The sequence below is a fragment of the Kitasatospora sp. NPDC033851 genome (genome assembly GCF_055576085.1).
Map to the genome: position 1 here is coordinate 603,001 of NZ_JBVIRL010000002.1, position 25,017 is coordinate 628,017.

Genomic DNA, 25,017 nt, shown 5'->3' on the forward strand with positions numbered 1-25,017 from the left:
CCGTGGGGCGTGCCCCGCACCCGGGGTGCCCCGGGCGGCCGCGCTCCATTCTCCCCCGCCCGGGTTCCGGGGCCCTCAGGGGGGGCCCCCCCGGGGGGGGCCCGCCCCCCCCCGGGGGGCGGGCCCGCCCCTCGTGGAGAGGAGTCCGCCATGTCCGGTCTGGTCCGCAAGAGCTTCGACGATCCCGAGGAGGTCCGCCCCTTCGAGGAGGGCACAGGGGAACTGCGCCTGGTGAGCCTGGACGCCGGCCCGGTCGGCCGAGCCGTGTTCCAACCGGGGTGGCAGTGGTCCAAGCACGTGAAACCGATCGCCAAGACCGACAGCTGCCAGGCGGCCCACGCGGGGTACGTGATCTCCGGCCGGATGAAGATCGTCATGGACGACGGCCAGGCGGAGGAGTTCGGCCCCGGCGACTACATGATCTGCCCGCCCGGGCACGACGCCTGGATCCTGGGCGACGAGCCGTGCGTGGTCATCGACTGGCAGGGGTTCACGGACTACGCGAAGCGCTGATCCGCGCACCCCTGCCGGGCGTGCGGGCGGGATGTCAGACGGCGCTGCCGGCCTTCCAGTCGGCCCAGCCCATGTTCCAGCCGTTCAGGCCGTTGTCCGGGGCGACGGTCTTGTCACCGGAGTTCACGACCTCGACCACGTCGCCGATCATCGAGGACTTGTAGAACTTGTAGCCGTCGGTACCGGCGTCCTGCGCGCCCTTGGCGTCCTGCAGGCCGACACAGCCGTGGCTGGTGTTCTGGCCGCCGAAGATCGACGCCGGGGACCAGTAGTTGCCGTGGATGAAGGTGCCCGAGCTGGTGAGGCGCTGGGCGTGCGGCACGTCCGCGATGTCGTACTCGCTGCCCAGGTTGACGGTCTGCGAGTTCATCCGGGTCTGCGTGTACTGCTCGGAGATGACCATCTTGCCGCCCCAGGTGGTGTGTTCGGGCGACCCACCGGAGATCTTGTAGACGGCGCTGACCTGGCCGTCGGTGGTGACGGTGAGCTTCTTGGCACCGAGGTCGGCGACGGTGGTCTGGGCGCGGCCGATGGTGAAGCGGACGTCCTTGGACTGGGTGCCGTACACGCCCTTGGCGCCCTCGACGTCCTTGAGCCGGAGCTTGAGGGTCACGGTGGTGCCCTTGGCCCAGTACTCCTGCGGCCGGAAGTCGAGGCGAGTGCTGGAGAACCAGTGCCCGACGATCTCGACGCCCGGCTCCGCCGTCACGGTGATCGCCTGCTGGACGGCCTTGCGGTCGGTGATCGGCTTGCTGAAGTTGATCGAGACGGGCATGCCGACGCCGACCGTCGAGCCGTCCTCGGGGGTGAAGTAGCCGACGAAGGTGTTGGCCGGGGTCGCCGTGGTGAAGACGGCGTTGGAGTCCGCCTCCAGCTTGTCCTTGTCCACCGCGACGGCTGCGACGGTGTACTTGGTGCCGCTGGCCGGGGCCGCGGCCGAGGTCCAGCCGGTGTTGTCGGCGGAGAGCTGGCCGGCCAGCTCCTTGCCGGTGGAGTCGGTGACCTTGACGCTGCTCAACGTGCCGTTGCCCACGGTGACCTTGACCGGCTCGCTGAAGCTGGCGGCGGTGGCCCCGTCGGCGGGGGTGACGGTGATCACGGCGGCCGATGTCTTCGGGGTGCCGCTCCCGCCGCCCGAGCCCGGGGCGCCGCTCGCGCTGCCACCGGAGCCGCTGCCACCGCCACTGCCGCTGTTGTCGTTGCAGGCCGCGAGAAGCAGGACGGGCGCCCCGATCAGTCCTGCGAGAACACCGCGTCGGCTCCAGCTTCCTCCGGCCGCCCGCCCCTGACCGTCCCGTGCCGTCACGTCGCGTCTCCCTGCTGATCATCCCGGGCATTTACGGATACAAAAACGCAATCCGCCCGTTCACGGTTCCATCACCGAAGGGTAAGCGATCGTATGAGATGACCCAACGTGCCCCCGAACAAGGACAAAACGCCCGATCTGCCGTGGCAGACCGGGCGTTCCGAGCGGTGACGGAGTGCCGTCGTTACTCGGCGGACTCGTCCACCGAGTACTCGTCCCACTCCTCGTCGGCCGGGTCGAACTCGGTCTGCGCCGACTCCCAGGTCGCCGAGGCGAGCTCCACCCCGGGGACGTCGCCGAGCAGCGCGACGGGGTCGATGAAGTGGGCGAGCGAACCCGACGGGTCCACCTCGATGGCCTCGACGGACTGGGCGCGCTCCTCGTCGTCGAGGTACTCGTCCTCGGTCACCGCCTGCAGGGCCGCCGCCTTGAGGGCGCCCTCGTCGGTGATCTCCGCGATGAGCTCGATCTTGACCCGGACGTAGCGCGGGGCGTCCTGGTCGGTCGTTTCAGTGCTGGTCATGCGTGCGAGCGTACGGGAACGGCGGGCCGCCCGGCGCACGCGGCGGGAGCCGCGGGCCGACGGACCCGGGACCGGCGGCGAACGGAGGCCGGGCGGAACGAGGCCGGACGGAAGGAAGCCGAACGGACGGGGCCGAACGAAAGGGCCGGTCCCTCGAAGAAGGACCGGCCCCACCGTTCCCCCGCATCGGCTCCCCCACCCGGGAGCCGCGGGGACGCGCCGTACGGCGCGGTGCGGCCGCGGGAGCCGCCACACCCTGTCGATCGGCCGGAGCCGGACAGGGGCGGGACGACGGCACCTCCCGCGGAGGGAGGACACAGCGGCCGTGTCAGGGCCACCCGATGTGTCCGGAGTCGACCGCGATCGCCGGGGAGCCGCTCCCGGACGGTTGCCGTCGCCTCGTTCGGCGTGCTGCCGTTGACCACTACGATGCCGGACGCTTGTTAACCACATGCTGCGGGCAGGTGACGCCGGTGTACCACTTCGCCCGTGGACGATTCCTCCGGATCCGTCCACGGGCGAAGCGCCGGTGACCGTGCGTCAGTGCGCGGCGCGGACGGTCAGGTAGCCCAGCAGGTCCTGGCGGGTGACGATGCCGTGGGGCTTGCCCTCGACCAGCACGACGGCCGCGTCGGCCTTCTCCAGCACGGTCATCAGGTTGGTGACGGTCTCGCCCGAGCCGACCACCGGCAGCGGCTTGGACATCACCTTGTCCAGGGTGTCGGTCAGCTCGATCTCCTTGGCGAAGATGCCCTCCAGCAGCAGCTTCTCCACCACCGAGCCGATCACCTCGCCGGCCATGATGTCCGGGTGCCCGGCGCCCGGGGAGACCACCGGCATCTGCGAGACGCCGTACTCGCGCAGCACCCGGACCGCCTCGGCGACCGTCTCGTTGGGGTGCATGTGGACGAACTGCGGGATGCCGCCCTGCTCGATGGCCTCCTTGCGGGCCAGCACCTCGCTGATGTGCGCCTCGTCGGTGGACGAGGGCAGGAAGCCGTAGTCGGCCATCCAGTCGTCGTTGAAGATCTTGGACAGGTAGCCGCGACCGCCGTCCGGCAGCAGCACCACCACGACGTCGTCCGGCCCGAGGTCGCGGGCGACCTCCAGCGCGGCCACCACGGCCATGCCGCAGGAGCCGCCGACCAGCAGGCCCTCCTCCTTGGCCAGGCGGCGGGTCATCTGGAACGAGTCCTTGTCGGAGACGGCGACGATCCCGTCCGCGACGCCGCGGTCGTAGGCGGTCGGCCAGAAGTCCTCACCGACGCCCTCGACCAGGTACGGCCGGCCGGTGCCGCCCGAGTAGACCGAGCCCTCCGGGTCGGCGCCGATCACCTTGACCTTGCCGCCCGAAACCTCCTTCAGGTAGTTGCCGGTGCCGGAGATGGTGCCGCCGGTGCCGACGCCCGCCACGAAGTGGGTGATCTTCCCGTCGGTCTGCTCCCACAGCTCCGGGCCGGTGGAGTGGTAGTGCGAGGCCGGGTTGTCCGGGTTCGAGTACTGGTCCGGCTTCCAGGCGTTCGGGGTCTCACGGACCAGGCGGTCGGAGACGTTGTAGTAGGAGTCCGGGTGCTCCGGGGCGACGGCGGTCGGGCAGACGACCACCTCGGCGCCGTACGCGCGCAGGGTGTTGATCTTGTCGGTCGAGACCTTGTCCGGACAGACGAAGATGCACTTGTAGCCCTTCTGCTGGGCCACGATCGCCAGACCGACACCGGTGTTGCCGGAGGTCGGCTCCACGATGGTGCCGCCCGGCTTCAGGGCGCCCGAGGCCTCGGCGGCCTCGATCATGCGCATCGCGATGCGGTCCTTCACCGAGCCGCCGGGGTTGAAGTACTCGACCTTCGCCAGCACTGTCGCGCTGATGCCCTCGGTGACCTTGTTCAGCTTGACCAGTGGCGTATTGCCGACCAGGTCGATGATCGAGTTGTGGTACCGCACGGGGGTCCTCCCGGTCTATGGGCATGCGAGTGCTTTCGGTACTGCAAAGCCTAGGGCGTGGCACGCACCCCGGGCCGCCCGTCCGTCCCGGGAGGCACGACCCCACATCCCCCGCGGCCCCTGCCTCCCCCAATGGACCACCCCCGCCGGTACTCGCGCCCTCCGTGCGGGTAGGAGGGGTGTACGACCCCGCCGGGGGCGGCACGAGGACGCGAAGGGGGCACCGGATGCCAGGCGCACACGACTCGCGGGCCCGGGTGGCCCGGCGGATCGCCACCGCGGCGGCGTACGGCGGCGGCGGGCTCGGGCTGCTCGGCGTGGGGGTGGTGGGCCTGCTGCTGACCGAGAGCAGGCTCGCCGTCCAGGCCATCGGCGCCCTGGAGACCGTCCCGCCCAGGGCCGACGGCGTCTACGGCGAGGCCTTCGCCGACCGCGCCGCCGCCCCGCAGCAGCCGCTCGTGCTGGCCGTCCTCGGCGACTCCACCGGCGCCGGCCTCGGCGTGGCACGGGGCCGGGAGACCCCCGGCGCCCTGCTCGCCGCCGGTCTGGCCTCGGTGGCCGAGCGCCCGGTCCGGCTGGTCAACGTGGCCCGTTCCGGCGGCCGCTCCGCCGACCTCTCCGGCCAGCTGGAGCAGGCGCTGCCGCACCACCCGGACATCGCGGTGATCATGATCGGCGCCAACGACGTGACCCGGCACAGCCCGGCCCAGGTGGCCGTCCGCCACCTCGGCGAGGCGGTCGCCGCACTGCGCGCCAACGGCTGCGAGGTGGTCGTCGGGACCTGCCCGGACCTCGGCACGATCAAGCCGGTGCGCCCGCCGCTGCGCTGGGTGGCCCGCCGGCTGAGCCGACAGCTGGCCGCCGCGCAGACCATCGCGGTGGTGGAGGCGGGCGGCCGGACGGTCTCGGTGGGCTCACTGCTGGGCCCGGAGTTCGCCGCCCGCCCGGAGATGTTCGCCGCCGACCGCTACCACCCCTCGGCCCAGGGCTACGCGACCGCCGCGATGGCCATACTGCCCTCGGTCTGCGCCGCGCTCGGCCTCTGGCCGGAGGAGGAGCGCCCGACCGCGCCGGTGCCGGGTGAGACGGTGCTGCCGGTCGCGGTGGCCGCCGCCGCCGCGGCCGCGCAGGCGGGCACCGAGGTGGCGGCCGTGGAGGCGGAGGGCGCCGGCCACCGCTGGGCGCTGCTGCGCCAGCGCCTGCGGATCGGGCTGCCCCCCTCGGGCGTGCCCGGAGAGTCCCGTCCGGGCCCCGGGAATACGTCGGCCAGCTCACACGCTGGGGCGGGTGACGCTTGACCTACCAAGCGGTAACTTTCCTCCCGGACGTCAGGTCCGCCGTCACCCAGCGAGGAGCCCCTCATGCCCGAAGCCGTCATCGTCAGCGCCACCCGTTCGCCGATCGGCCGGGCTTTCAAGGGCTCCCTGAAGGACGTCCGCCCGGATGACCTGACCGCCCACATCATCCAGGCCGCGCTGGCCAAGGTGCCGCAGCTCGACCCGCGCGAGATCGACGACCTGATGCTGGGCTGCGGCCTGCCCGGCGGCGAGCAGGGCCACAACCTGGCCCGCATCGTGGCCGTCCAGATGGGCATGGACTACCTGCCCGGCGCCACCATCACCCGCTACTGCTCCTCCTCGCTGCAGACTACGCGGATGGCGCTGCACGCGATCAAGGCGGGCGAGGGCGACGTCTTCATCTCGGCCGGCGTGGAGACCGTCTCGCGCAGCATCCACGGCACCTCGGACGGCATGCCGGGCACCATGAACCCGCTCTTCGGCGAGGCCCAGGCCCGCACCGCCAAGCGCGCCGAGGAGGGCGGCGGCGAGTGGCACGACCCGCGCGAGGACGGGCTGCTGCCCGACGCCTACATCGCGATGGGCCAGACCGCCGAGAACCTGGCCGCACTCAAGGGCATCACCCGCGCCGAGCAGGACGAGTTCGGCGTCCGCTCGCAGAACCTCGCCGAGGCCGCCATCAAGGCCGGCTTCTGGGAGCGCGAGATCACCCCGGTGACGCTCCCGGACGGCACCGTGGTCAGCACGGACGACGGCCCGCGCGCCGGCGTCACCGTGGAGGGCGTCTCGGGCCTGAAGCCGGTGTTCCGCCCGGACGGCACCGTGACCGCCGGTAACTGCTGCCCGCTGAACGACGGTGCGGCCGCGCTGGTCATCATGTCCGACACCAAGGCCCGTGAGCTCGGCATCACCCCGCTCGCCCGGGTGGTCTCCACCGGCGTCAGCGCGCTCTCCCCCGAGATCATGGGCTACGGCCCGGTCGAGGCCTCCAAGCAGGCCCTCAAGCGGGCCGGCCTGACCATCGACGACATCGACCTGGTCGAGATCAACGAGGCCTTCGCGGCCCAGGTGATCCCGTCCTACCGCGACCTCGGCATCGACCTGGACAGGCTGAACGTCAACGGCGGCGCCATCGCGGTCGGCCACCCCTTCGGCATGACCGGCGCCCGGATCACCACCACGCTGATCAACTCCCTGCAGTGGCACGACAAGCAGTTCGGTCTGGAGACCATGTGCGTCGGCGGCGGCCAGGGCATGGCGATGGTCATCGAGCGCCTCAGCTGACCATCCCCGCACCCTCCGAAGGGTCTGGACCACCCATTTGGAGTCACGCTACGTAATTGAGGGCCGGATCACACCGCGAGGTCGATCCGGCCCTCTTTCCGTTCATTTTCGGCCCGGAAGTCGACACTGCGGAGCGGATCAACTCCACTGCGTAGAACAGTGTTACCTAACAATTTGGGGACAAGAGCGAAAGTCCCGGACGAATTAGACATTCGCCACTGCGGTAACACCCCCGGATGGGGCAGTGTGGACACGTAACCCCGTTCCGCTCCTCGCTAGGAGTACGTTCCGTGAGCGCCGTCTACACCATCCTGCTGCTGATCCTGATCACCGTGTCGACCGCCGTGCTGCTCCGGCTCCGCGGGATCTCCCGCCGACTGGAAGCCCAGGCAGCGGCCCCTGCCACGCCCGCAACCGTGGACGAGGCCGCGATACGCCGGGCCGTCGCCGAGGCGCTCGCCGCCGACCGCGAGCGGGAGATCACCGAGGCCCGCGCGTTCTGGGCCGAGCAGGAGGCCCGCGCGGCCGAGGACGCGCCACTGTTCGACTCCCCGTTCACCGGAGTGTTCTCCGGCACCGACGAGTGGCCGCTCTTCTTCCCCCGCCCCACCGGCCCGCAGGACGCCGCCGACAACGCCGGGACGATGGACCCGGAGTTCGGCGAGGCGCTGCGCTCCGCGCTGGAGGACCTGATCGACGAGGGCGTCACCGGCCCGGCCGACCCCGGCACCGACGGCGGCGCGCCGCTGCGCCCCGGCCACCCGCTGGGCGAGGCCACCAAGGACGTCCGGGCCCGCCGCGAGGCCGACCTGCTGGCCACCGGCCTGGAGGCCGGGCTGCTGGATGCCGAAGCGGCCGTCGAGGAGGCCCCGGTCGCCGCGCCCGACCCGCGCCGCCACCCCTCGCACCCCGACTTCGTGCCGAGCCAGGCGCCGTCCCGCGAGTGGACCGACGGCCGGCTGGCCACCCTCGCCGAGGAGGGCGTCGCCCTGATCGACGTCCGCCCGGGCCCGCTGGGCACCCTGGACGTGTACGCCTTCGCCGACGGCACCACCCTCTGCGTGGCCCCGGGCGACCGGGAGGCCGCCTACCGGCTGATCGACGCGGTCCGCGCCGGTGAGCACGTCCGACTGCTCGGCGGCTCGCGCTTCTCCGGCTCGTACTCGCTGACCTTCTCCACCGACGAGGACGCCGTCTACGTGCTCGCCGACCGGGTGGTCGCCAGCATCTGACGCAGCCTCAGCAGGACGGCGCGCCGAAGGCCGGCCGGGTCAAGGGGTTACCGACCCGGCCGGCCTTCGGCATGTCCGGCTCCGGAGCACCCCGACCGGCCCGTCGGCGCCGAGAGCGCCTCAGGCGCAGAGCACCGCCGTCTCCCGCACCGCCGCGACCGCCCCGGCCAGCACATCGGTGACGGCCGCGGGCCCGTCCGGCAGGGCCACCTCCGCGCCTTCGGGCAGCGCCGCGAGCGCGGCCGCCAGGTCGTGGCCGGCGACGGCCAGTTGGTCCCCCACCGCGAACGCCCCGGCATCCGGGAAGTCCCGCTCCGGCCCGCCCTCCACCGTCAGCGCCAGTGCGGCCAGTCGCCGGGCCAGGTCGAGCGCGGCCGCCGCCCGCGAGGCGTGCCCGGGCACGGAGCCCAGCAGCTTGCTCTGCGGCAGCGAGCGGAAACGATCCGCCAGGGAGTCGACGGCTTCGACCAGGGCCTGTACGTCCGGGGGCTGTACGTCATGCATGCCAGCGAGCCTAGGCGAAAAGCCGCCGGGCCCCGGAGCGGGTGGCTCCGGGGCCCGGCGGCAGTGGTTCACGGCAGGGGGACGGTTAGTCGTCGCCGCGCAGGATCGCGATCAGCCGCATCATCTCCATGTAGATCCAGACCAGCGACAGGGTCAGCCCGAAGGCGGCCCGCCAGGACTCGCGCTGCGGGGCGCCCTGGGCGATGGCGGTCTCGATCTCCGCGAAGTCCAGCGACAGGAAGAAGGCACCCAGGCCGATGCCGACCAGGCCGACCACGATGCCCAGCGGACCCGAGCGCAGGCCCATCTCGGCGCCGAAGGCCAGCGACGCGACCAGGTTGACCAGCATCAGCAGCACGAAGCCCATACCGATCGCGATGCCGATCCGGGTGTAGCGCGGGGTGACCCGGATCCTGCCGCTCTTGTAGGCGAACAGCATCGCCGCGAAGACCGCCGCCGTGCCCAGCACCGCCTGGATCACGATGCCGTTCAGCATGGTGTTCAGCGCGTGCGACCAGGCGCCCATCGCGAAGCCCTGGAGGGCCGCGTACGTCAGGATCAGCGGCGGGCTGACGCTGCGCTTGAAGGAGGCCACCAGGCCGACGACCATCGCCACCAGGCTGGCGGCGATCGCGAAGCCGTAGTTCTCGAACGGCAGCGCGAACCAGGCCACCGCACCGGCGGCGACCAGCGTCAGCAGCGTCATGGCGGTGCGGGCGACCACGTCGTCCAGCGTCATCCGCCCGGTGGCCGCCGGACCGGCCGACGGGCCGTTGTACAGCTGGTAGAGCTGCTCGTCGGTCAGCGGGGCCTGACCCTGCGGCTGCTGGGCGTACTGGGTCCCCGCGTAGGGGTTGCCGTACGGGCTCCCGGGCTGCGCGGTGTTGCCGAACCCCGCGTAGCCGGAGTCGCGGGTGAAGGACCCCTCCCGCGAGAAGACCGGGTTGCTGCTTCTCATTGCTCATTCCCTCCGTGGCGGCACTGCACCGCCCACGCATAAGGGTAATGGCTTGGCAAAAATTCCGGGATACGCCGCGAGGAGGATCTGGTGAACGACTCCCGGCGGGGGCGCCGTCGGCGCCCCCGCCGGTCGACCGGTGCCCGGAGCCGGACTCGAACCGGCACGGCCTCGCGGCCAAGCAGTTTTAAGCTGCCCGTGTCTGCGTTCCACCATCCGGGCGTCCTGCGAAACCACCCTGAGCCTAGTCGCCCGGATCACTCTTTCGCATGTTCCCAGCCCCGGAAGTTGTCATGTTTCCTTGCCATCTGACGAACTGTCCGGGATTTCGGCCACGAAGGATAGTGGTTCCGGCCACCGCCCCTCCCTCAGGGTTCCCGTCATACCGCAGGAGGACGGATCAGCCCTCCCGTACGCCCAGCGATGGTCGGGCCAACCGTCCGGCGGAGCGACGCCAGACCATGATCACGTCCCGGAGCATGGAGGTACAAGCCCACGAGCACAAGGAGTCCCCCGTGACCACGTCGACCGCAACCGCCGTCCGTACCGGCCTGGCGGCCGCCCGCGCCACCGGCCTGAACAAGGTCTACGGGGAGGGGGAGACCCGCGTCGTCGCCCTCGACGACGTCAGCGTGACCTTCCCCCAGGGCGAGTTCACCGCCATCATGGGCCCCTCCGGCTCCGGCAAGTCCACCCTCATGCACTGCATGGCCGGCCTCGACACCGTCAGCTCCGGCTCCTCCACCATCGGCGACACCGAGCTCGTGGGCCTCAAGGACAAGCAGCTCACCCAGCTGCGCCGCGACCACATCGGCTTCATCTTCCAGGCCTTCAACCTCCTCCCGACGCTGACCGCCCTGGAGAACATCACCCTCCCCATGGACATCGCCGGCCGCAAGGTCGACAAGCCCTGGCTCGACCGCGTCGTCGACACCGTCGGCCTCTCCGGCCGCCTCAGCCACCGCCCCTCCCAGCTCTCCGGCGGCCAGCAGCAACGCGTCGCCTGCGCCCGCGCCCTCGCCGGCAAGCCCGACATCATCTTCGCCGACGAACCCACCGGCAACCTCGACTCCCGCTCCGGCGCCGAGATCCTCTCCTTCCTGCGCAACTCCGTCCGCGAACTCGGCCAGACCGTCGTCATGGTCACCCACGACCCCGTCGCCGCCTCCTACGCCGACCGCGTCGTCTTCCTCGCCGACGGCCGCATCGTCGACGAACTCCACACCCCCACCGCCGACACCGTCCTGGACCGCATGCGCCGCTTCGACGCCAAGGGCCGCACCAGCTGACACCACGACAGCCCGCAGCCCGCCTCCGACCCCTCCCAGGACACCCCATGTATCGCACCGCACTGCGCAACGTGCTGGCCCACAAGGGCCGACTGCTGATGACGGCGCTGGCCGTCATGCTCGGCACCGCCTTCGTGGCGGGCACCATGGTCTTCTCCGACACCTTCGGCAAGGCCATGCGGGACAGCAACTCCAAGAGCTACTCGGACATATCGGTCCAGGTGGTGGACCGCGCGGCCGGCTCCGCCGCCAGCGCCAAGCAGAAGAGCGAGAGCGGCTCCGCCGCGCTCACCGACGCCACCGTCCAGCAGCTGGCCGCCCTGCCGGGCACCGCCGGCGCCCGTGGCGTGGTGAGCGGCTTCACCGGCGTCGCCGACCACAAGGGCAACCTGATCGGCCAGTTCTGGGCCGCCAAGGGCGCCAACTTCGCGCCCGGCCAGGACGGCAAGGACCCGCGCTACCCGATGGCCGAGGGCCAGGGCCCGAAGAACGGCAAGGAGATCGCGCTCGACCGCAAGACCGCCGACAAGGCGGGCTACAAGGTCGGCGACACCGTGCGGGTGGCCGCGAACGGCCCGGTGGTCGAGGCGAAGCTCACCGGCATCTTCACCACCGACGACCCGGTCGTGAGCACCGGCGGCACGCTCACCCTGTTCGACCGGACCACCGCCCAGCAGCTGCTCCTGGAGCCCGGCCGCTACAGCAGCGTCATCCTCACCGCCAAGCCCGGCACCTCCGAGGACGCGCTGCTCGCCCAGGCCCAGCCCAAGGTGCCGTCCGGCCACCAGTTCGACGTCGAGACCGGCGCCAAGCTCAAGGCCGACGAGCAGGAGATGATCACCAAGGGCACCGACAGCATGCGCACCATGCTGCTGGTCTTCGCCTTCATCTCGCTCTTCGTCGGCATCTTCATCATCGCCAACACCTTCACCATGCTGGTCGCCCAGCGCACCAAGGAGCTGGCCCTGCTCCGCGCCATCGGCGCCAGCCGCAAGCAGGTCACCCGCTCGGTGCTGGTCGAGGCCCTGCTGATCGGCACCGTCTCGGCGGTGGCCGGTCTGGCTGCGGGCGTCGGGATCGGCGCGGGGATGCAGTCCCTGATCGGCGGCCTGAACGAGAACATGCCGAGCGGCGCGCTGGTGATCAAGCCGCTCACCGTCGCGGTGACCCTGGTGGTCGGCGTCGTGGTGACGGTCCTGTCGGCCCTGCTGCCCGCCCTGCGCGCCGCCCGGATCGCCCCGGTGGCCGCGATGAGCAGCGGCGACCAGCCGGCCTCCCAGAAGAGCCTGGTGGTCCGCAACACGATCGGCTCGCTGCTCGCCGCCGGCGGTCTGGCCCTGATCGGCTACGGCGCCTCCACCGGTGACGACAGCGGCCGGATGCCGGTCGGCCTGGGCGCCTTCCTGGCCCTGATCGGCGTGTTCGTCCTGCTGCCGCTGCTCTCCCGGCCGGTGGTCGCGCTGCTCGGCCCGCTGCTGCGCGGGCTCGGCGGCACCCCCGGCAAGCTCGCCCAGCAGAACGCGGTGCGCAACCCGCGCCGCACCGCGGCCACCGCGGCCGCGCTCACCATCGGCCTGACCCTGGTCAGCGGTCTCACCGTGATCGGCGCCTCGGTGGGCGACGCGGTCGACCGGGCCGTCACCAGCTCGATGAAGGCCGACTACGTCGTCTCGGCCGCCAACGGCATGAGCCTCTCCGACCAGGTGCCCGGGCAGATCGCCAAGGCGCCCGGGGTGGCGGCCTCCTCGCCGATGACCGCCGCGTACTGGGAGCTCAACGGCACCAGCAAGTCGATCGCCGGCCTGGACGCGGCGAGCTTCGACCAGGTCGCCGACATCAAGCTGACCAGCGGCTCCGCCGCCGCGCTCGGCCAGGGCCGACTCCTGGTGGACGAGGACGTCGCCAAGAAGTTCAACGTCACCACCGGCTCCACGCTGACCGTCTCCTACCCGGACGCCTCCACGGGGCAGCTCACCGTCGGCGGCGTGTACAAGACGGGCGGCATGCTCGGCCCGGTCGTGGTGGCCAACAGCGAGATCGCCAAGCACGAGCCGAAGCCGTACATCTCCGACGTCCTGGTCAAGGGCAAGGACGGCGCCACCGACTCGCTCAAGCAGTCGCTCAAGGACGCCACCGGCGCCAACCCGGTGATCGAGGTGAAGTCCAGGCAGGACGTCCGCGACGACTTCAGCCAGACCATCACCTTCGCGCTGAACCTGATGTACGGCCTGCTGGGGATGGCGGTCCTGATCGCGATCCTGGGCGTGATCAACACGCTGGCGATGTCGGTCTTCGAGCGCAAGCGCGAGATCGGGATGCTGCGGGCGATCGGTCTGGACCGCCGGGGCATCAAGCGGATGGTCCGTCTGGAGTCCGTGGTGATCTCGATGTTCGGCGCCGGCGTCGGCCTGGCCCTCGGCTGCTTCATCGCCTGGGCGATCAACGGCACCCTGAAGTCCAGCCTGGCCGGCCTGACCACCGTCCTGCCGTACGGCCAGCTGGCGATGTTCCTGGCGCTGGCCGGGGTGGTCGGCCTGGTGGCCGCGATCTGGCCGGCCCGCCGGGCGTCCAAGCTGGACATCCTGTCGAGCATCAAGACCGACTGACCCCGAGTCCCCACCCGAGCGGCATCACGGGCGAGCGGGCGAACTCCCGCCCCGAGCGGCGTCACGGGCGAGCGGGCGAACCCCGCCCCGAGCAGCGTCACGGGCGAGCGGGCGAACCCCGCCCCGAGCCGAAGGGGCGCGCCGGTGCCGAAAGGGAGAAGCGAGGGAGCGAGGCACGAGCGAGGGAGCGCCGACCGTCGGCACCGGATCCCGAGCGCCCCGGAGGCGAGCGGGCGAAACAACAGAGCGAGCCCCTGCCGGAGGTCCGGCAGGGGCTCTTCTACTGCTGTACTCCGCCCGGTCACAGGGCCGGCTGAGCACCACGGAGGTCGTGGTCCGGCGACGCTGCCGGGCGGAGGGCCTCCGACTCATACCCCGGTGCTCCCACACCGGGGTCTCAGTCGCTTACTTGCTCGCGAGTTCCTTGTCGGCGGCCGGCTTGGCGGCCTCGACGGGCTTGGTGGGCGGGGTGACCTCCTGGATCGGAAGCTGCGGCTTCTCCATCTGGGAGAGGCCGACCATCTCGCGCTTCAGGAACATCGCGAGCGTCCAGTCGGTGAAGACGCGGACCTTGCGGTTGAAGGTCGGGACCATCGCACCGTGGTACAGGCGGTGGAACCACCAGGCCGGACGGCCCTTCAGCTTGTACTTGCCGAAGAGGATCGCCACGCCCTTGTGCAGGCCGAGACCGGCGACCGCGCCCAGGTTCTTGTGCTTGTACTCCTTCTGCGGGAAGCCCCGCATGCCGGAGATCACGTTGTCGCCGAGGACGACGGCCTGGCGGCAGGCGTGCTGCGCGTTCGGCGGGCACCAGGCGCCCTCGCCGGAGGCGAGGTCCGGGACCTGGGCGTTGTCGCCGGCGGCCCAGACGTAGTCGAAGCCCTGGACCTGGAGGGTCGGCGCGGTGTCGACGTGGCCGCGCGGGCCCAGCGGCAGGCCGAACTCGGACAGCACCGGGTTCGGCTTCACGCCGGCCGTCCACACGATGGTGGAGGCGTCCATCTCCATGCCGTTCTTCAGCATGACGTGGCCGTCGACGCAGGAGTCCATCGAGGTCTCGATGTAGACCTCGATGTTGCGCTCCTCGAGCTTCTCCTTGGTCCACAGACCGAGGTCCGGGCCCATCTCGGGGAGGATGCGGTTGGCGGCCTCGACCACGACGAAGCGCATGTCGTCGCGGCTGACGGTCCGGTACAGCTTGGACGCGTCGCGCGCCATGTCCTCGATCTCGGCGATCGTCTCGATGCCGGCGAAGCCGCCGCCGATGACGACGAAGGTCAGGGCCTTGCGGCGGACCTCCGCGTCCGAGGTGGACTCGGCCTTGTCGAGCTGGGCCATGACGTGGTTGCGGAGGCCGATGGCCTCCTCGACCGTCTTCATGCCGATGCCGTTCTCCGCCAGACCCGGGATCGGGAAGGTGCGGGAGACCGAGCCGGTCGCGACGACCAGGTACTCGAAGGGCAGCTCGTAGCTGTCGCCGGCCGCGGGCTGGATCGTGGCGACCTTGCGGGCGTGGTCGATGCCGGTGACGGACCCGGTCAGCACCTCCGCCTGCTTGAGGGCGCTGCGCAGCGGCGCGACGAGGTTGCGGGGCGCGACGTTGCCGCCGGCCGCCTCGGGGAGGAAAGGCAGGTACGTCATGTACGACCGCGGGTCCACGACCGTGACGGTCGCTTCGCCGTAGCGCATCTTCTTGAGGATGCGCATCGCGGCATACAGGCCGACGTAACCACCGCCGACAATGAGGATGCGAGGACGCTCCGTGGTGCTCATATCCGAAAGTATCCAGCACCGTCCGGAGCAGCCTTCGTGAGCCCGGTCACAAGCTCATGGACCCCCCGTGCTACACTGCGCGGCCACAAATCCCGCCCAGGCGTGTGCACTCACACCCCTTCGCGCCCCCTCGCGAACGTGTGCCGGAGCACTACCCTGCTGAGCAGCAACGATCCGTACAGCGCCCGGGTTCCCGCGCATGATTTCGATTTTCAAACCGTGAACGAGCCCTGGCCTGCGATCCAGCGGGCCTCACGCCCGGTAGGCCTTCGGTCCCACAATTCGGACGTAGCGGGCGAGGCGGTGCGCCGAATGACCCGATCGCCATGTGAAGAAATTCACGAACTTTTCCGCACGGGCCCGGGCGCGCCCCGGCCCCGGCTCCCCGCAAGGGGCGCCGGGGCCGGTCGGGTAAGCCCCGCAGCAGGTCAGCGGGCGATACCCCAGGCGATCCCGTCCAGGATGTCGTGCTCGCTCACGACCACCTCGGCGGCACCGGTCCGCTCCATGATCTCCAGCAGCTCCAGCGCCCCGGCCGCGATCACGTCCACCCGGCCCGGGTGCATCGACGGGATGGCCGCGCGCTCGGCGTGGGTCGCGGCCAGCAGCTCGCGGGCGATCCCGGCGACCCGCTCCCGGCTGACCCGCGAATGGTGGATCACCTCCGAGTCGTAGTCCGACAGACCCTGGGCGATCGCGGACACCGTGGTGACCGTCCCGGCCAGGCCCACCAGGGTGGCCGCACCGGTCAGCGGGACGACCTCCTCGGCCTTGTCCAACTCGGCCCGCACGTGCGCCCGGGCCTCCGCGATCTGCTCCGCGGAGGGCAGCTCGGCGCCGCCGAAGTGCCGCTCGGTGAGCCGCACGCAGCCGATGTCCACCGAGCGCGCCGCCTGCACGTCGTCCGTCCCGAGCACGAACTCGGTCGAGCCGCCGCCGAGGTCGAACACCAGGTACGGGGCCGGGAACTGGTCGCCGGTCAGCTCCTTGGTGGCGCCCAGGAAGGAGAGTCGCGCCTCCTCCTCGCCGCTCACCACCTCGGGCTCGACGCCCAGGATGTCGCGCACGCCCTTGACGTACTCGTCGCTGTTCTCGGCGTCCCGGGAGGCGCTGGTGGCGACGAAGCGGACCCGCTCCGGGCCGACGCCGAAGCCCGAGATGATCTCCTGGTACTCCCGGCAGGCCGCGAAGGTGCGGGCCAGCGCGTCCGGGTGCAACCGGCCCGTCTGGTCCACGCCCTGGCCCAGCCGGTTGACCATCATCCGGCGGTCGAGGTCGGTGATCTCACCGGTCTCCGGGTCCAGGTCGGCGACCAGCAGCCGGATCGAGTTGGTGCCGCAGTCGATCGCGGCCACGCGGGTCATGGTCACTGCGACTCCTGCTGCCCCTCGGCGTCCGGCGCGACGTCATCCGCGGCACGCTTCTTGGCGGCGCGCTCGGCGGTCTTCTGCTGCTTGGCGGCGATCACGGCCTCGTGGTCCTGCTCCTTGGCGCGGTTGCGGGCGACCCGCTCACCGGCGGCCTGGACCTCGGCCGGGGAGACGCACGGGCCCTTGGCCCACCAGTCCTCCAGCATGCCGATCGCCTCGTCGCCGAGCGGGTTGACGCCCTCGCCGGCCGCCAGCGAGTGGCCGACCAGCACGTGCAGGCACTTCACCCGGTCCGGCATGCCGCCGGCGCTCGGGAAGCCCTCCAGCACCTCGATCGCGTCCCGCCGGGCGATGTAGTCCTCGTGCGCCTTCTGGTAGGCGGCGGCCAGCTCCGGGTCCTCGGCGAGCCGGGCGCTCTGGTCCTTCATCACGCCGTCCGCCTCCAGGGTGCCGATCAGCGAGGCGGCCTTGGGGCAGGTCAGGTAGTACAGCGTCGGGAACGGCGTGCCGTCCGGCAGGCGGGGGGCCGTCTCCACGACGTCCGGGTTGCCGCAGGGGCAGCGGTGCGCCACGCCGCGCAGGCCGCGCGGCACCCGGCCGAGCTGGGCGGCGATGGCCGCGACGTCGGCGTCGGAGACGGTGGGGTGGTTCTCAGTGGTCATGGGGGGAGGTGTCTCCAACGGAGGACGGTGGGAGCGGAAGGGGGGTGGCGGGGGCGGGTGCGGCGGCGTCGGCGGCGTCGACCGAGTCCCAGATGCTGGTGTACCAGGGCTTGGCGGCCATCGCCTGACCGGCCGCCACACCGGTGGCGGGGGCGCCGGCGGCGGACGAGGAGGGCTTGGCCGAGGCCTGGCCCGCCGGGTCCACCGCGATGTACGGGGTCTCCCCCGGCACCGCGTAGTGCAGCCGGGCGCGCGCCTGCGCCTTGACGAACTCCGGGTCCTGCCAGCGGGCCTTGTCCCGGCGCAGCTGCTCGACCTGCTGGCGCGCGTGGTCGGCCTTCGCCCGCTGGGCGGAGATCTCGGCGCGCTGGGAGATGAACTGCCGCGTCGGGTAGGCGAGGATCGCCACCAGCGAGCAGAGCACCAGGACGAGGACGGTCGCCCGGCTCGTGAACCGAGGCCGGGCCGCCAAGCCCGGGATCCTCCAGCCTGCCATCTCCCGTATCCCCTCCTGGTCGCGACGGTGCCCCGCCGTCCACCCTACGGGGTGAAAGGCGGGGCACCGGTCAGGCTGGCGCTCAGCAGCCCTCGTGCTCACTGGTGTGCGGAGCGACTGCGCTCGTCACTCCGCGGAGCGACTGTGTTTGTTACTCCGCGGACCGGAAGCGCGGGAAGGCGCCGCGGCCGGCGTACTCGGCGGCGTCGTCGAGGATCTCCTCGATGCGCAGCAGCTGGTTGTACTTGGCGACGCGCTCGGAGCGGGCCGGGGCACCGGTCTTGATCTGACCGCAGTTGGTGGCGACGGCCAGGTCGGCGATGGTGACGTCCTCGGTCTCGCCGGAGCGGTGCGACATCATGCAGCGGTAGCCGTTGCGCTGGGCCAGCTCGACGGCGTCCAGGGTCTCGGTCAGCGAGCCGATCTGGTTCACCTTCACCAGCAGCGCGTTGGCGGTGCCGGTCTCGATGCCCCTGGCCAGGCGGGCCGGGTTGGTGACGAACAGGTCGTCGCCGACCAGCTGGACCTTGTCGCCCAGCTTGACGGTCATGGCCTTCCAGCCGTCCCAGTCCGACTCGTCCAGCGGGTCCTCGATGGAGACCAGCGGGTACGACGCGACCAGGTCGGCGTAGTACTCGATGAGCTCGGTGGAGGTGAGCGCCTTGCCCTCGAACTGGTAGGCGCCGTCCTCGTAGAACTCGGAGGCGGCGACGTCCAGGGCCAGCGCGACGTCACGGCCGGGCACGTAGCCGGCCTTCTGGATGGCCTCGGTGATCAGGTCCAGGGCCTCGCGGTTGCTGTCCAGGTTCGGCGCGAAGCCGCCCTCGTCGCCGAGGCCGGTGGACAGGCCACGCTCCTTCAGCACGCCCTTGAGGGTGTGGTAGACCTCGACGCCCCAGCGGACGGCCTCGGAGAAGGACTCCGCGCCGATCGGCGCGATCATGAACTCCTGGATGTCGACGTTGGAGTCCGCGTGCGAGCCGCCGTTGAGGATGTTCATCATCGGGACCGGCAGGACGTGCGCGTTCGGGCCGCCCAGGTAGCGGAACAGCGGCAGGTCGCTGGCCTCGGAGGCGGCGTGCGCGACGGCCAGCGAGACGCCCAGGATGGCGTTGGCGCCGAGCGAGGACTTGTCCGGGGTGGCGTCCAGGTCCAGCATGGCCTGGTCGATCAGGCGCTGCTCGGTGGCGTCGTAGCCGACCAGCTCCGGGCCGATCTGCTCGATGACGGCCAGGACGGCCTTCTCCACGCCCTTGCCGAAGTAGCGGTTCTTGTCACCGTCGCGCAGCTCCAGCGCCTCGAAGGCGCCGGTGGAGGCACCCGACGGGACAGCGGCACGACCCGTGCTGCCGTCGTCGAGGCCGACCTCGACCTCGACCGTGGGGTTGCCGCGCGAGTCGAGGATCTCACGGGCTACGACGACATCGATGGACGGCACGAGGCATCTCCTTGCGGAAGCAGGTCCGGCTGACGGTGGTGCTGTCAGCAGGACGATTGCGGAGTCGTTACGGACCAGAGCCTAGCCGCCCAGGCTCCCGGGGCCACGTCCGCCTCGGTCTCGTCTCAGCGTGTGGCCCCGCTACCCACCAGTAGTTCACCTGCTTGTCCCAGCTTGTCCCACTGAAGCGGGCGAATGCGGACGAAGGGGGCCGGCGGGCCCAACCCCCTTCGCGCGTCGGCCTTCACGCGTCGGCTCAGCCGAGGTGCAGCACCTGGCCGGGCAGGATCAGGTTCGGGTCGCCGCCGACGGTCCCGTGGTTCTGCTCGTACAGCGCGTGCCAGCCGCCGGACACGCCCTGCGCGGCGGCGATGGTCGACAGGGTGTCACCGTCGCGGACGGTGTAGTCGTGGCCGGACGCCGGAGCGGCCTGCGGCGCGTACTGCTGCTGCGCGGCCTGCGGGGCGTACTGCTGCGCGGCGGCGTGGCCCGCGTACTGCTGGTAGACGCTCTGGTGGCTGGTCCAGTACCAGGCGCCGTTGTTCTGGTACCAGTACACCTTCGCGTCCGCGTCCCAACCGCCCTGGCCGGAGAGGCCGTGGGCCTGCGGCTGCGCCTGCTGCTGCGGGGCGGCCTGCTGCACCGGCTTCTGGGCAGGCTTCTGCGCGGCGGGCTTCTGGGCGGCCGGGTTCTGAGCCGGCTTGGCGGCGGGCTTCTGGGCCTGCTGCGCGGGGGCGGACTGCGGCTTGGCGTCCGAGGAGGTGTCGACCGCGGCCGGGGCACCGCCCTTGCTCAGGCCCGCCTTCTTCGAGCAGACCGGCCAGGCGCCCGGGCCCTGCGAGGCGAGCACCTTCTCGGCGACCGAGATCTGCTGCGCCCGGCTGGCCTGGTTGGCCTGCGGCGCGTACGCGGTGCCGCCGTACGCCTTCCAGGTGCCGGAGGTGAACTGCAGGCCGCCGTAGAAGCCGTTGCCGGTGTTGATGCTCCAGTTGCCGCCGCTCTCGCACTGGGCGACGGAGTCCCAGGCGGAGGCCGGTGCGGCGGAGGCGCCGGTGGCGGTGAGGAGCGGCATCGCGAGTCCGACGCCGGCCACACCGGCGACGGCAATGGCCTTCTCGGTCTGGGTACGACGGCGGTGACGACCGGTTCCAACGAACAGCATGAAGAGGTCCCTCTCCGCACGCCTGCGAGGTGAGCTGTCGGGTTCGGACCGGGAGGTGGCCCGGCCGCCGTACGCGGAAACGATTCCGCTCAGGCGGCTTCACCCCAAGCCGTGGGAAACGGCAACAAACCTGGTTCCCCCGCCCCTGCCCAGGGTTCTGGTCGGTTTCCCGTGACGCGGCGGGCAGGATTCGGCGTTCCGCGCACGAGGTCCGCAGCTGCGAACTCCAGGGAGAGTAGACAGATCCTCAGACCAATCACAAGCTCATATCACCGATATCACACAGAAATTACGGCGCGTGCCCGATCGCCTACCAACGGCGCCGCTATGTCCGGATTGATGGGCGTTCACACCTGAACCGGAAGACCCCGGGCGACGTTCCGTCAGCGTGTCGCCCGGCGTTTCGTCATCTTGTGTCAGTTTGTCAGGGGCGCATAAGGGGTGTCGGGGGCGTATGCGGAGGCGTATGCAGGGGCGTATGCGGGGAGCGACTCTCCGGACTGAATTCGACCGGAAGTTCCCGCAGTCCACGCATGATCAGACCGCCGCGCCAGCGCAGATTCTCCGGGCTTTCCGCGAGCCGCAGATCGGGCAGCCGGGAAAGCAGTGTGGCCAGGGCGGCACGCCCTTCCAGGCGGGCCAGCGGGGCGCCGATGCAGTAGTGGATGCCGTGCCCGAACCCCAGGTGGGGATTGTCAGTCCGGGCCAGGTCCAGGGTGTTCTCGTCCGCGAACCGGGCCGGATCGCGGTCCGCGGCGGCCAGCACCACCAGCACCGGGTCACCGACCGGGATGTCCACCCCGCCGATGGTCAGCGGCCGCGTCGCGAACCGCCAGGTCGCCATCTCCACCGGCCCGTCGTAGCGCAGGAGTTCCTCGATCCCCGTCTCCAGCAGCGCGTGCTCCCCGCGCGCCACCGACTCCTGCAGCGACCGGCGCTGCCCCGGATTGCGCAGCAGCGCGTACATCCCGTTGCCGATGAGGTTCACGGTCGTCTCGAAACCGGCGAAGAGGAGGATGAAGGCCATTGCCGCGGCCTCGTTCTCGGTCAGGTGCTCGCCGTGGTCGCTCGCCCGGATCAGACCCGAGATCAGGTCGTCCCCGAGGTCCGCCCGCTTGCGGTGGATCAGCTCCAGCAGGTACGCCCGCATCCGCTTCACCGCTCGCCCCACGCCGCCGCGTTGGCCGCCGCCGTGGCGGATCATCATGCCGGCCCAGTCGCGGAAGTCGTCCTGGTCCTCGGCCGGCACGCCCAGCAGGTCGCAGATCGCGTAGATGGGGAGCGGGAAGGCGAACTCGTGGATGAGGTCCGCCGAACCGCGCTGCGCGAAGCCGTCGATCAGCCGGTCCGTGAGCTGCTGCACCCGCGGCTCGAACTCGGCCACCCGGCGCGGGGTGAACGCCTTCGACACCAGTCGGCGCAGCCGCGTGTGGTCCGGCGGGTCGATGTTCAGCAGGTGCGTCATCAGGTCCGCCTGCCGCTCCCCCGGGATGCCCACCCGGCCGGTGCGGTGCGCCTGCTCACTGTGGTGCGCCGGGTTCTTCGACAGCCGGCTGTCCGCGAGCGCCTGCCGGGCGTCCGCATACCTGGTCACCAGCCAGGCCTCGACACCGCTCGGCAGCTTGGTGCGGTGCACCGGGGCGTGCTCGCGCAGCCAGGCGTAGGCGGGGTACGGATCGGTGGCGAACTCCCAGGTGAACAGCTGCGGAGCGGCGGCGTCGGGCTGCTCGGGATCGTCGGACGGCGCGGCGGCCGGCTGCGCGGCGGCGGGCTGGGCGGGGTCGTCGGACGGCGCGGCGGCGGGCCGGGCGGAGTCGGGCTGAGCTGGCATGGGTCGACCGTATCCGGTGGGTGCGCGCCCCCCTTCCTCAACGGCTCGCGACCCCCGCGTCAACGGCGTGCGACGGGCGCGCCAACGCTCCGTGGACGACCCGTGGACGGTCCGTGGACAGCTCTTGGAAAGCTCTTGGCCGGACGCCGGGCGTGAGCCTGGTCACCTGAGGGGTAATCCCTGTTGCGGAGGGTCAGGACCTGCCTACGATCCTCCGCAGTACGCGTGGGCGCCGGTGCGGTGTCGCCCACAGGGAGGAGCAGACCATGCGGGTCAGCGGGTCAGTCGTCGTCATCGCGGTACTCGACGGCGGGTCGGGCGCCGGCCTCGCCCGCCGGTTCGCCGCGGCCGGCGCCGCCGGAATGCTGATCGCCGACCAGCACGTCGGCATCGCCGAGGACCTCGCCGCCGAACTCGACCGGCCGGGCTGCCCCGTCGTCGGCGTCTCCGGCGACATCCGCCGCCCCAGCGACGTCGCCGCCCTCGTCGACACCGCGGAGAAGCACCTCGGACCGATCGACCTCTTCGCCGTCGCCGGCCCCGACGGCGAGCGGATCGTCTCCCTCGCCGACCTGCCCGACCACCTCGACCTGGAACGCCTCGCCGAACTCGTCGTCCTCGTCGGCGAGGCCATCGGGGAACTCGTCCCGCCGCAGCGGCGCCCGATGGAGAGCACCGCCACGGCGGCCTGAGCGCCTACTCCCCGTCCGGCTCCCGGTCGGGCTCTCCACCAGGCTCTCCGCCCGGTTCTCCGGCCGGTTCTCCGATGGGTTCTCCACCAGGCTTGAGGCCCTCGGCCGCGCGTACCGCGTCCCGGTAACCGCGCGCGGCCGAGCGCAGCGCCGCGTCCACGTCCACCCCGGCGTCGTGCGCCCGCTGCGCCACCGCGAGCAGCAGTCGGCCCGCCGACTCCGCGGTCAGCTCGGCCGGCAGCTCGTACGGCTCGTCCGGCACGGTGCGGACGCCCGCCCGGCGCACCCGGGACACCAGCTTCGCCGCGTACGCCAGCGCGGGCAGCCCGGCCGGCACACCGTCCAGCACCGACTCGCGGTCCGCCTTCTCCGCGGCCTTCAGCTGCTCCCAGTTCGCCTCCACCTCGGCGGCGCCCTCGGCCTCGACATCCCCGAACACGTGCGGATGCCGGTACATCAGCTTCTCGACGATGTCGCCCGCCACGTCGTCGACGGTGAACGGATCGGTCGGGTGCTCCTCGGCGATCCGGGAATGGAAGAACACCTGGAGCAGCACGTCACCCAGTTCCTCGCGCAGCGTCCCCCGGTCCCCCTCCTCGATCGCCTCGACCAGCTCGTACGCCTCCTCGACCAGGTACTTCACCAGACTCTCGTGCGTCTGCTCGGCGTCCCACGGGCAACCGCCCGGCGAGCGGAGCCGGTCCATCACCGTCACCAGGTCCAGCAGCCGCGCCCCCGGCAGGTCGTACGAGCCCGGCAGCACCTCGATCTCCGGCACCTCACCGGCCCGCTCCACCGCCAGCCGCGCCAGCGCGTCCGTCAGCCCCGGATCCCCGTCCGGGCTGCCCAGCCACACCGTCGCCCCGGCCCCGGCGGGCTGCCCGGTCAGCAGCCGCGCCAGCGCGGGCGCCGACCCGGCCGCCACCACCTCCACCGCCACCCCGGCCTGCCGCACCGCCGCCACCTGCGGATGCCCCTCGTCCGCCACCAGCACCCGCCCCGCCGACCGCAACGCCTCCCACGCCGGCCACGCCAGCAACCCGGGAGCCACCCGGTGGGTCGTGGTCAGCAGAATCAACTTGGCGCCGGGAACATTCGTCGTCACACCTCGAACCTACCCGCCCACCCCCACCCCCGGCGGCCCTCACCCCACCCGCCGCACCACACCCTGCCCCACCACATCCCGGACATCGATGTCCTGCTCCCGAGACCGCCGATCATCCCCCGCACAGGAAGTCGGACCCGCCGACTTCCCACTCCCCAGCCGACGCCGGGGTGGCTGGGGGTGGCTGGGGGCCAGGGGGCGGGGTGCTGGGGGTGGAGGGTGGAGAGGGACTGGCGGAGGCGGCGGACGGTGGGGTGGTGGGGGCCGTCGCGACGTTCGCGGTCGAGGAGGAGGGGGAGCAGCCACTGCCGGGCGTTCTGGGGGGCGCCGGTGGCGGCGAGGTGGAGGCCGATGCGTTCGCGGAGGTCGTAGGCGCGCTCCAGGTCGCCGTCGAGGCCGGATTCGAGGCGGGCGGTGTGGGCGGTGAGAAGAGCCTGATACTCGGCGAGGGCGTCGGCGCCGTGGCCGAGGTGTTCGAGGCAGATGGCGGCGCGGTAGCGGTGGTCGAGGCCTTGGGGGCCGTGCGGGCCGCCGTCGGCGGTGGCGGCGAGGCGGCGGTACTCGGGGAGGGCCTGCTGGGGGTGGCCCTCGTGGAGGAGGGTGCGGGCGTAGATGGTGCGGATGGTGCGCACCAGGGGTGCGGCGCCGCCGAGTTCGGCCTCGGCACGGGGCAGCAGGCCGGCCGCGAGGCCGAGGACCTCGGTGTGGCGGCCGGCGTCCACGAGGTCGGAGAGGCGGGCGCACTGGGCACCCAGGTCGGGGAACGACGGCGGCGGAGTGGCGGGGGCGGGCGGCACGACGGATGCGGGCGGGACGGCCGGGACGGGCGTCCGCAGGAAGGGGCGGGGCTCCGAGCGGACCGGTGGCGCGGCCGGGGCAGCGGCGGCGGCCGCGAACATCGCCCCCGGCGAGAACGCTCTCGGCTTCGTCACCTTCGAGGTGCCGAAGGACGCCAAGCTCGACAAGGCCCAGTTCGGCCTCGACAGCGGCTTCGCCCCGCAGACCGGCCAGTGGAAGCTCGGCTGACAGCCCTG

At 71.7% G+C, this 25,017-nt stretch carries 21 protein-coding genes, 1 tRNA gene, 1 pseudogene and 1 riboswitch; of the genes and pseudogenes, 8 read left to right on the top strand and 15 right to left on the bottom strand.

Annotation, left to right across the window (positions count from 1 at the left end):
- The first annotated feature begins 150 nt into the window (after positions 1-150).
- Positions 151-513, top strand: a complete 363-nt coding sequence (locus ACZ51D_RS05860; protein WP_360506437.1) for a cupin domain-containing protein — start codon at positions 151-153, stop codon at positions 511-513.
- Positions 514-547: 34 nt separating this feature from the next.
- On the opposite strand, the gene ACZ51D_RS05865 is transcribed toward ACZ51D_RS05860, so the two are convergent.
- The 3 genes from ACZ51D_RS05865 to ACZ51D_RS05875 form a co-directional block, all read right to left on the bottom strand.
- Positions 548-1,819: a L,D-transpeptidase gene (locus ACZ51D_RS05865; protein ID WP_360506434.1), complete on the bottom strand. Its 1,272-nt coding sequence runs from the start codon at positions 1,817-1,819 to the stop codon at positions 548-550.
- A 184-nt stretch (positions 1,820-2,003) separates the two neighbouring features.
- Positions 2,004-2,342, bottom strand: a complete 339-nt coding sequence (locus ACZ51D_RS05870; protein ID WP_360506431.1) for a hypothetical protein — start codon at positions 2,340-2,342, stop codon at positions 2,004-2,006.
- Positions 2,343-2,882: 540 nt separating this feature from the next.
- Entirely contained in the window at positions 2,883-4,283 is a 1,401-nt protein-coding gene (locus tag ACZ51D_RS05875) for a cystathionine beta-synthase (RefSeq protein WP_465661310.1), read from the bottom strand.
- A 227-nt stretch (positions 4,284-4,510) separates the two neighbouring features.
- Here ACZ51D_RS05875 and ACZ51D_RS05880 point away from each other — a divergent pair, with 227 nt between their 5' ends.
- The 3 genes from ACZ51D_RS05880 (at position 4,511) to ACZ51D_RS05890 (ending at position 8,097) form a co-directional block, all read left to right on the top strand.
- Positions 4,511-5,581, top strand: coding sequence for an SGNH/GDSL hydrolase family protein (locus ACZ51D_RS05880; protein WP_465616748.1), 1,071 nt, complete (start codon positions 4,511-4,513; stop codon positions 5,579-5,581).
- Between the two features lie 63 nt (positions 5,582-5,644).
- Positions 5,645-6,865 (top strand): acetyl-CoA C-acetyltransferase, encoded by a 1,221-nt coding sequence (locus ACZ51D_RS05885; protein WP_465616746.1) that lies wholly within the window; start codon positions 5,645-5,647, stop codon positions 6,863-6,865.
- A gap of 290 nt (positions 6,866-7,155) precedes the next feature.
- Positions 7,156-8,097, top strand: coding sequence for a hypothetical protein (locus ACZ51D_RS05890; protein ID WP_465661311.1), 942 nt, complete (start codon positions 7,156-7,158; stop codon positions 8,095-8,097).
- Between the two features lie 120 nt (positions 8,098-8,217).
- Here ACZ51D_RS05890 and ACZ51D_RS05895 read toward each other — a convergent pair whose 3' ends face one another.
- The 3 genes from ACZ51D_RS05895 to ACZ51D_RS05905 form a co-directional block, all read right to left on the bottom strand.
- The gene (locus ACZ51D_RS05895; RefSeq protein ID WP_465661313.1) at positions 8,218-8,601 is read right to left on the bottom strand and encodes a hypothetical protein; all 384 of its coding nucleotides are present in this window, start codon (positions 8,599-8,601) and stop codon (positions 8,218-8,220) included.
- Positions 8,602-8,686: 85 nt separating this feature from the next.
- Positions 8,687-9,559, bottom strand: coding sequence for a Bax inhibitor-1/YccA family protein (locus ACZ51D_RS05900; RefSeq protein ID WP_360506415.1), 873 nt, complete (start codon positions 9,557-9,559; stop codon positions 8,687-8,689).
- A gap of 140 nt (positions 9,560-9,699) precedes the next feature.
- A tRNA-Leu gene (locus ACZ51D_RS05905) sits at positions 9,700-9,781 on the bottom strand.
- Between the two features lie 257 nt (positions 9,782-10,038).
- Between ACZ51D_RS05905 and ACZ51D_RS05910 the strand changes: the two genes are divergently transcribed.
- Together ACZ51D_RS05910 and ACZ51D_RS05915 are read left to right on the top strand one after the other, a co-directional pair.
- Positions 10,039-10,848 carry an ABC transporter ATP-binding protein gene (locus tag ACZ51D_RS05910; protein ID WP_465661315.1) on the top strand — a complete coding sequence of 270 codons (810 nt, stop codon included), beginning with the start codon at positions 10,039-10,041 and terminating at the stop codon, positions 10,846-10,848.
- 47 nt (positions 10,849-10,895) lie between these two features.
- On the top strand, positions 10,896-13,454 hold the full coding sequence (locus ACZ51D_RS05915) for an ABC transporter permease (protein ID WP_465661316.1): 2,559 nt from the start codon (positions 10,896-10,898) through the stop codon (positions 13,452-13,454).
- Between the two features lie 405 nt (positions 13,455-13,859).
- Here ACZ51D_RS05915 and ACZ51D_RS05920 read toward each other — a convergent pair whose 3' ends face one another.
- From ACZ51D_RS05920 to ACZ51D_RS05950, 7 genes and pseudogenes are all read right to left on the bottom strand, one after another.
- Positions 13,860-15,227, bottom strand: a complete 1,368-nt coding sequence (locus ACZ51D_RS05920; RefSeq protein WP_360509555.1) for an NAD(P)/FAD-dependent oxidoreductase — start codon at positions 15,225-15,227, stop codon at positions 13,860-13,862.
- A 428-nt stretch (positions 15,228-15,655) separates the two neighbouring features.
- On the bottom strand, positions 15,656-16,591 hold the full coding sequence (locus tag ACZ51D_RS05925; RefSeq protein WP_465661423.1) for a Ppx/GppA phosphatase family protein: 936 nt from the start codon (positions 16,589-16,591) through the stop codon (positions 15,656-15,658).
- A 152-nt stretch (positions 16,592-16,743) separates the two neighbouring features.
- Positions 16,744-17,277: pseudogene (locus ACZ51D_RS05930) on the bottom strand (DUF501 domain-containing protein); the annotation flags it as partial.
- On the bottom strand, positions 17,249-17,731 hold the full coding sequence (locus ACZ51D_RS05935) for an FtsB family cell division protein (RefSeq protein WP_465616734.1): 483 nt from the start codon (positions 17,729-17,731) through the stop codon (positions 17,249-17,251). The gene ACZ51D_RS05935 and the pseudogene ACZ51D_RS05930, both read right to left, overlap by 29 nt.
- A 175-nt stretch (positions 17,732-17,906) precedes the next feature.
- Entirely contained in the window at positions 17,907-19,193 is a 1,287-nt protein-coding gene (gene eno, locus ACZ51D_RS05940) for a phosphopyruvate hydratase (RefSeq protein WP_360509559.1), read from the bottom strand.
- Between the two features lie 256 nt (positions 19,194-19,449).
- Entirely contained in the window at positions 19,450-20,355 is a 906-nt protein-coding gene (locus ACZ51D_RS05945; RefSeq protein WP_465616732.1) for a LysM peptidoglycan-binding domain-containing protein, read from the bottom strand.
- A 5-nt stretch (positions 20,356-20,360) separates the two neighbouring features.
- Positions 20,361-20,528: riboswitch (cyclic di-AMP (ydaO/yuaA leader) on the bottom strand.
- Between the two features lie 251 nt (positions 20,529-20,779).
- Positions 20,780-22,186, bottom strand: coding sequence for a cytochrome P450 family protein (locus ACZ51D_RS05950; protein ID WP_465616730.1), 1,407 nt, complete (start codon positions 22,184-22,186; stop codon positions 20,780-20,782).
- Between the two features lie 266 nt (positions 22,187-22,452).
- On the opposite strand from ACZ51D_RS05950, the gene ACZ51D_RS05955 reads away from it, so the two are divergent.
- Positions 22,453-22,878 carry an SDR family NAD(P)-dependent oxidoreductase gene (locus tag ACZ51D_RS05955; RefSeq protein ID WP_360509565.1) on the top strand — a complete coding sequence of 142 codons (426 nt, stop codon included), beginning with the start codon at positions 22,453-22,455 and terminating at the stop codon, positions 22,876-22,878.
- A 4-nt stretch (positions 22,879-22,882) separates the two neighbouring features.
- Here ACZ51D_RS05955 and ACZ51D_RS05960 read toward each other — a convergent pair whose 3' ends face one another.
- A complete protein-coding gene (locus ACZ51D_RS05960) occupies positions 22,883-23,983 on the bottom strand; it encodes a nucleoside triphosphate pyrophosphohydrolase (RefSeq protein ID WP_465616728.1) in 1,101 nt (366 codons plus the stop codon).
- The gene (locus ACZ51D_RS05965) at positions 23,980-24,780 is read right to left on the bottom strand and encodes a tetratricopeptide repeat protein (RefSeq protein WP_465616726.1); all 801 of its coding nucleotides are present in this window, start codon (positions 24,778-24,780) and stop codon (positions 23,980-23,982) included. Before ACZ51D_RS05965 ends, ACZ51D_RS05960 begins: the two co-directional genes overlap by 4 nt.
- On the opposite strand from ACZ51D_RS05965, the gene ACZ51D_RS05970 reads away from it, so the two are divergent.
- Positions 24,761-25,009 carry a hypothetical protein gene (locus tag ACZ51D_RS05970; RefSeq protein ID WP_465616724.1) on the top strand — a complete coding sequence of 83 codons (249 nt, stop codon included), beginning with the start codon at positions 24,761-24,763 and terminating at the stop codon, positions 25,007-25,009. The two genes, ACZ51D_RS05965 and ACZ51D_RS05970, sit on opposite strands and share 20 nt — an antisense overlap.
- The last annotated feature ends 8 nt before the right edge of the window (positions 25,010-25,017 follow it).

Excerpts from the sequence above, each read along its gene's own strand:
- ACZ51D_RS05860 (WP_360506437.1), top strand. The coding sequence starts at position 151 with ATGTCCGGTCTGGTCCGCAAGAGCTTCGACGATCCCGAGGAGGTCCGC.
- ACZ51D_RS05870 (WP_360506431.1), bottom strand. The coding sequence starts at position 2,342 with ATGACCAGCACTGAAACGACCGACCAGGACGCCCCGCGCTACGTCCGG.
- ACZ51D_RS05880 (WP_465616748.1), top strand. The coding sequence starts at position 4,511 with ATGCCAGGCGCACACGACTCGCGGGCCCGGGTGGCCCGGCGGATCGCC.
- ACZ51D_RS05885 (WP_465616746.1), top strand. The coding sequence starts at position 5,645 with ATGCCCGAAGCCGTCATCGTCAGCGCCACCCGTTCGCCGATCGGCCGG.
- ACZ51D_RS05895 (WP_465661313.1), bottom strand. The coding sequence starts at position 8,601 with ATGCATGACGTACAGCCCCCGGACGTACAGGCCCTGGTCGAAGCCGTC.
- ACZ51D_RS05900 (WP_360506415.1), bottom strand. The coding sequence starts at position 9,559 with ATGAGAAGCAGCAACCCGGTCTTCTCGCGGGAGGGGTCCTTCACCCGC.
- ACZ51D_RS05910 (WP_465661315.1), top strand. The coding sequence starts at position 10,039 with ATGGAGGTACAAGCCCACGAGCACAAGGAGTCCCCCGTGACCACGTCG.
- ACZ51D_RS05915 (WP_465661316.1), top strand. The coding sequence starts at position 10,896 with ATGTATCGCACCGCACTGCGCAACGTGCTGGCCCACAAGGGCCGACTG.
- ACZ51D_RS05920 (WP_360509555.1), bottom strand. The coding sequence starts at position 15,227 with ATGAGCACCACGGAGCGTCCTCGCATCCTCATTGTCGGCGGTGGTTAC.
- ACZ51D_RS05925 (WP_465661423.1), bottom strand. The coding sequence starts at position 16,591 with ATGACCCGCGTGGCCGCGATCGACTGCGGCACCAACTCGATCCGGCTG.
- ACZ51D_RS05945 (WP_465616732.1), bottom strand. The coding sequence starts at position 20,355 with ATGCTGTTCGTTGGAACCGGTCGTCACCGCCGTCGTACCCAGACCGAG.
- ACZ51D_RS05950 (WP_465616730.1), bottom strand. The coding sequence starts at position 22,186 with ATGCCAGCTCAGCCCGACTCCGCCCGGCCCGCCGCCGCGCCGTCCGAC.
- ACZ51D_RS05955 (WP_360509565.1), top strand. The coding sequence starts at position 22,453 with ATGCGGGTCAGCGGGTCAGTCGTCGTCATCGCGGTACTCGACGGCGGG.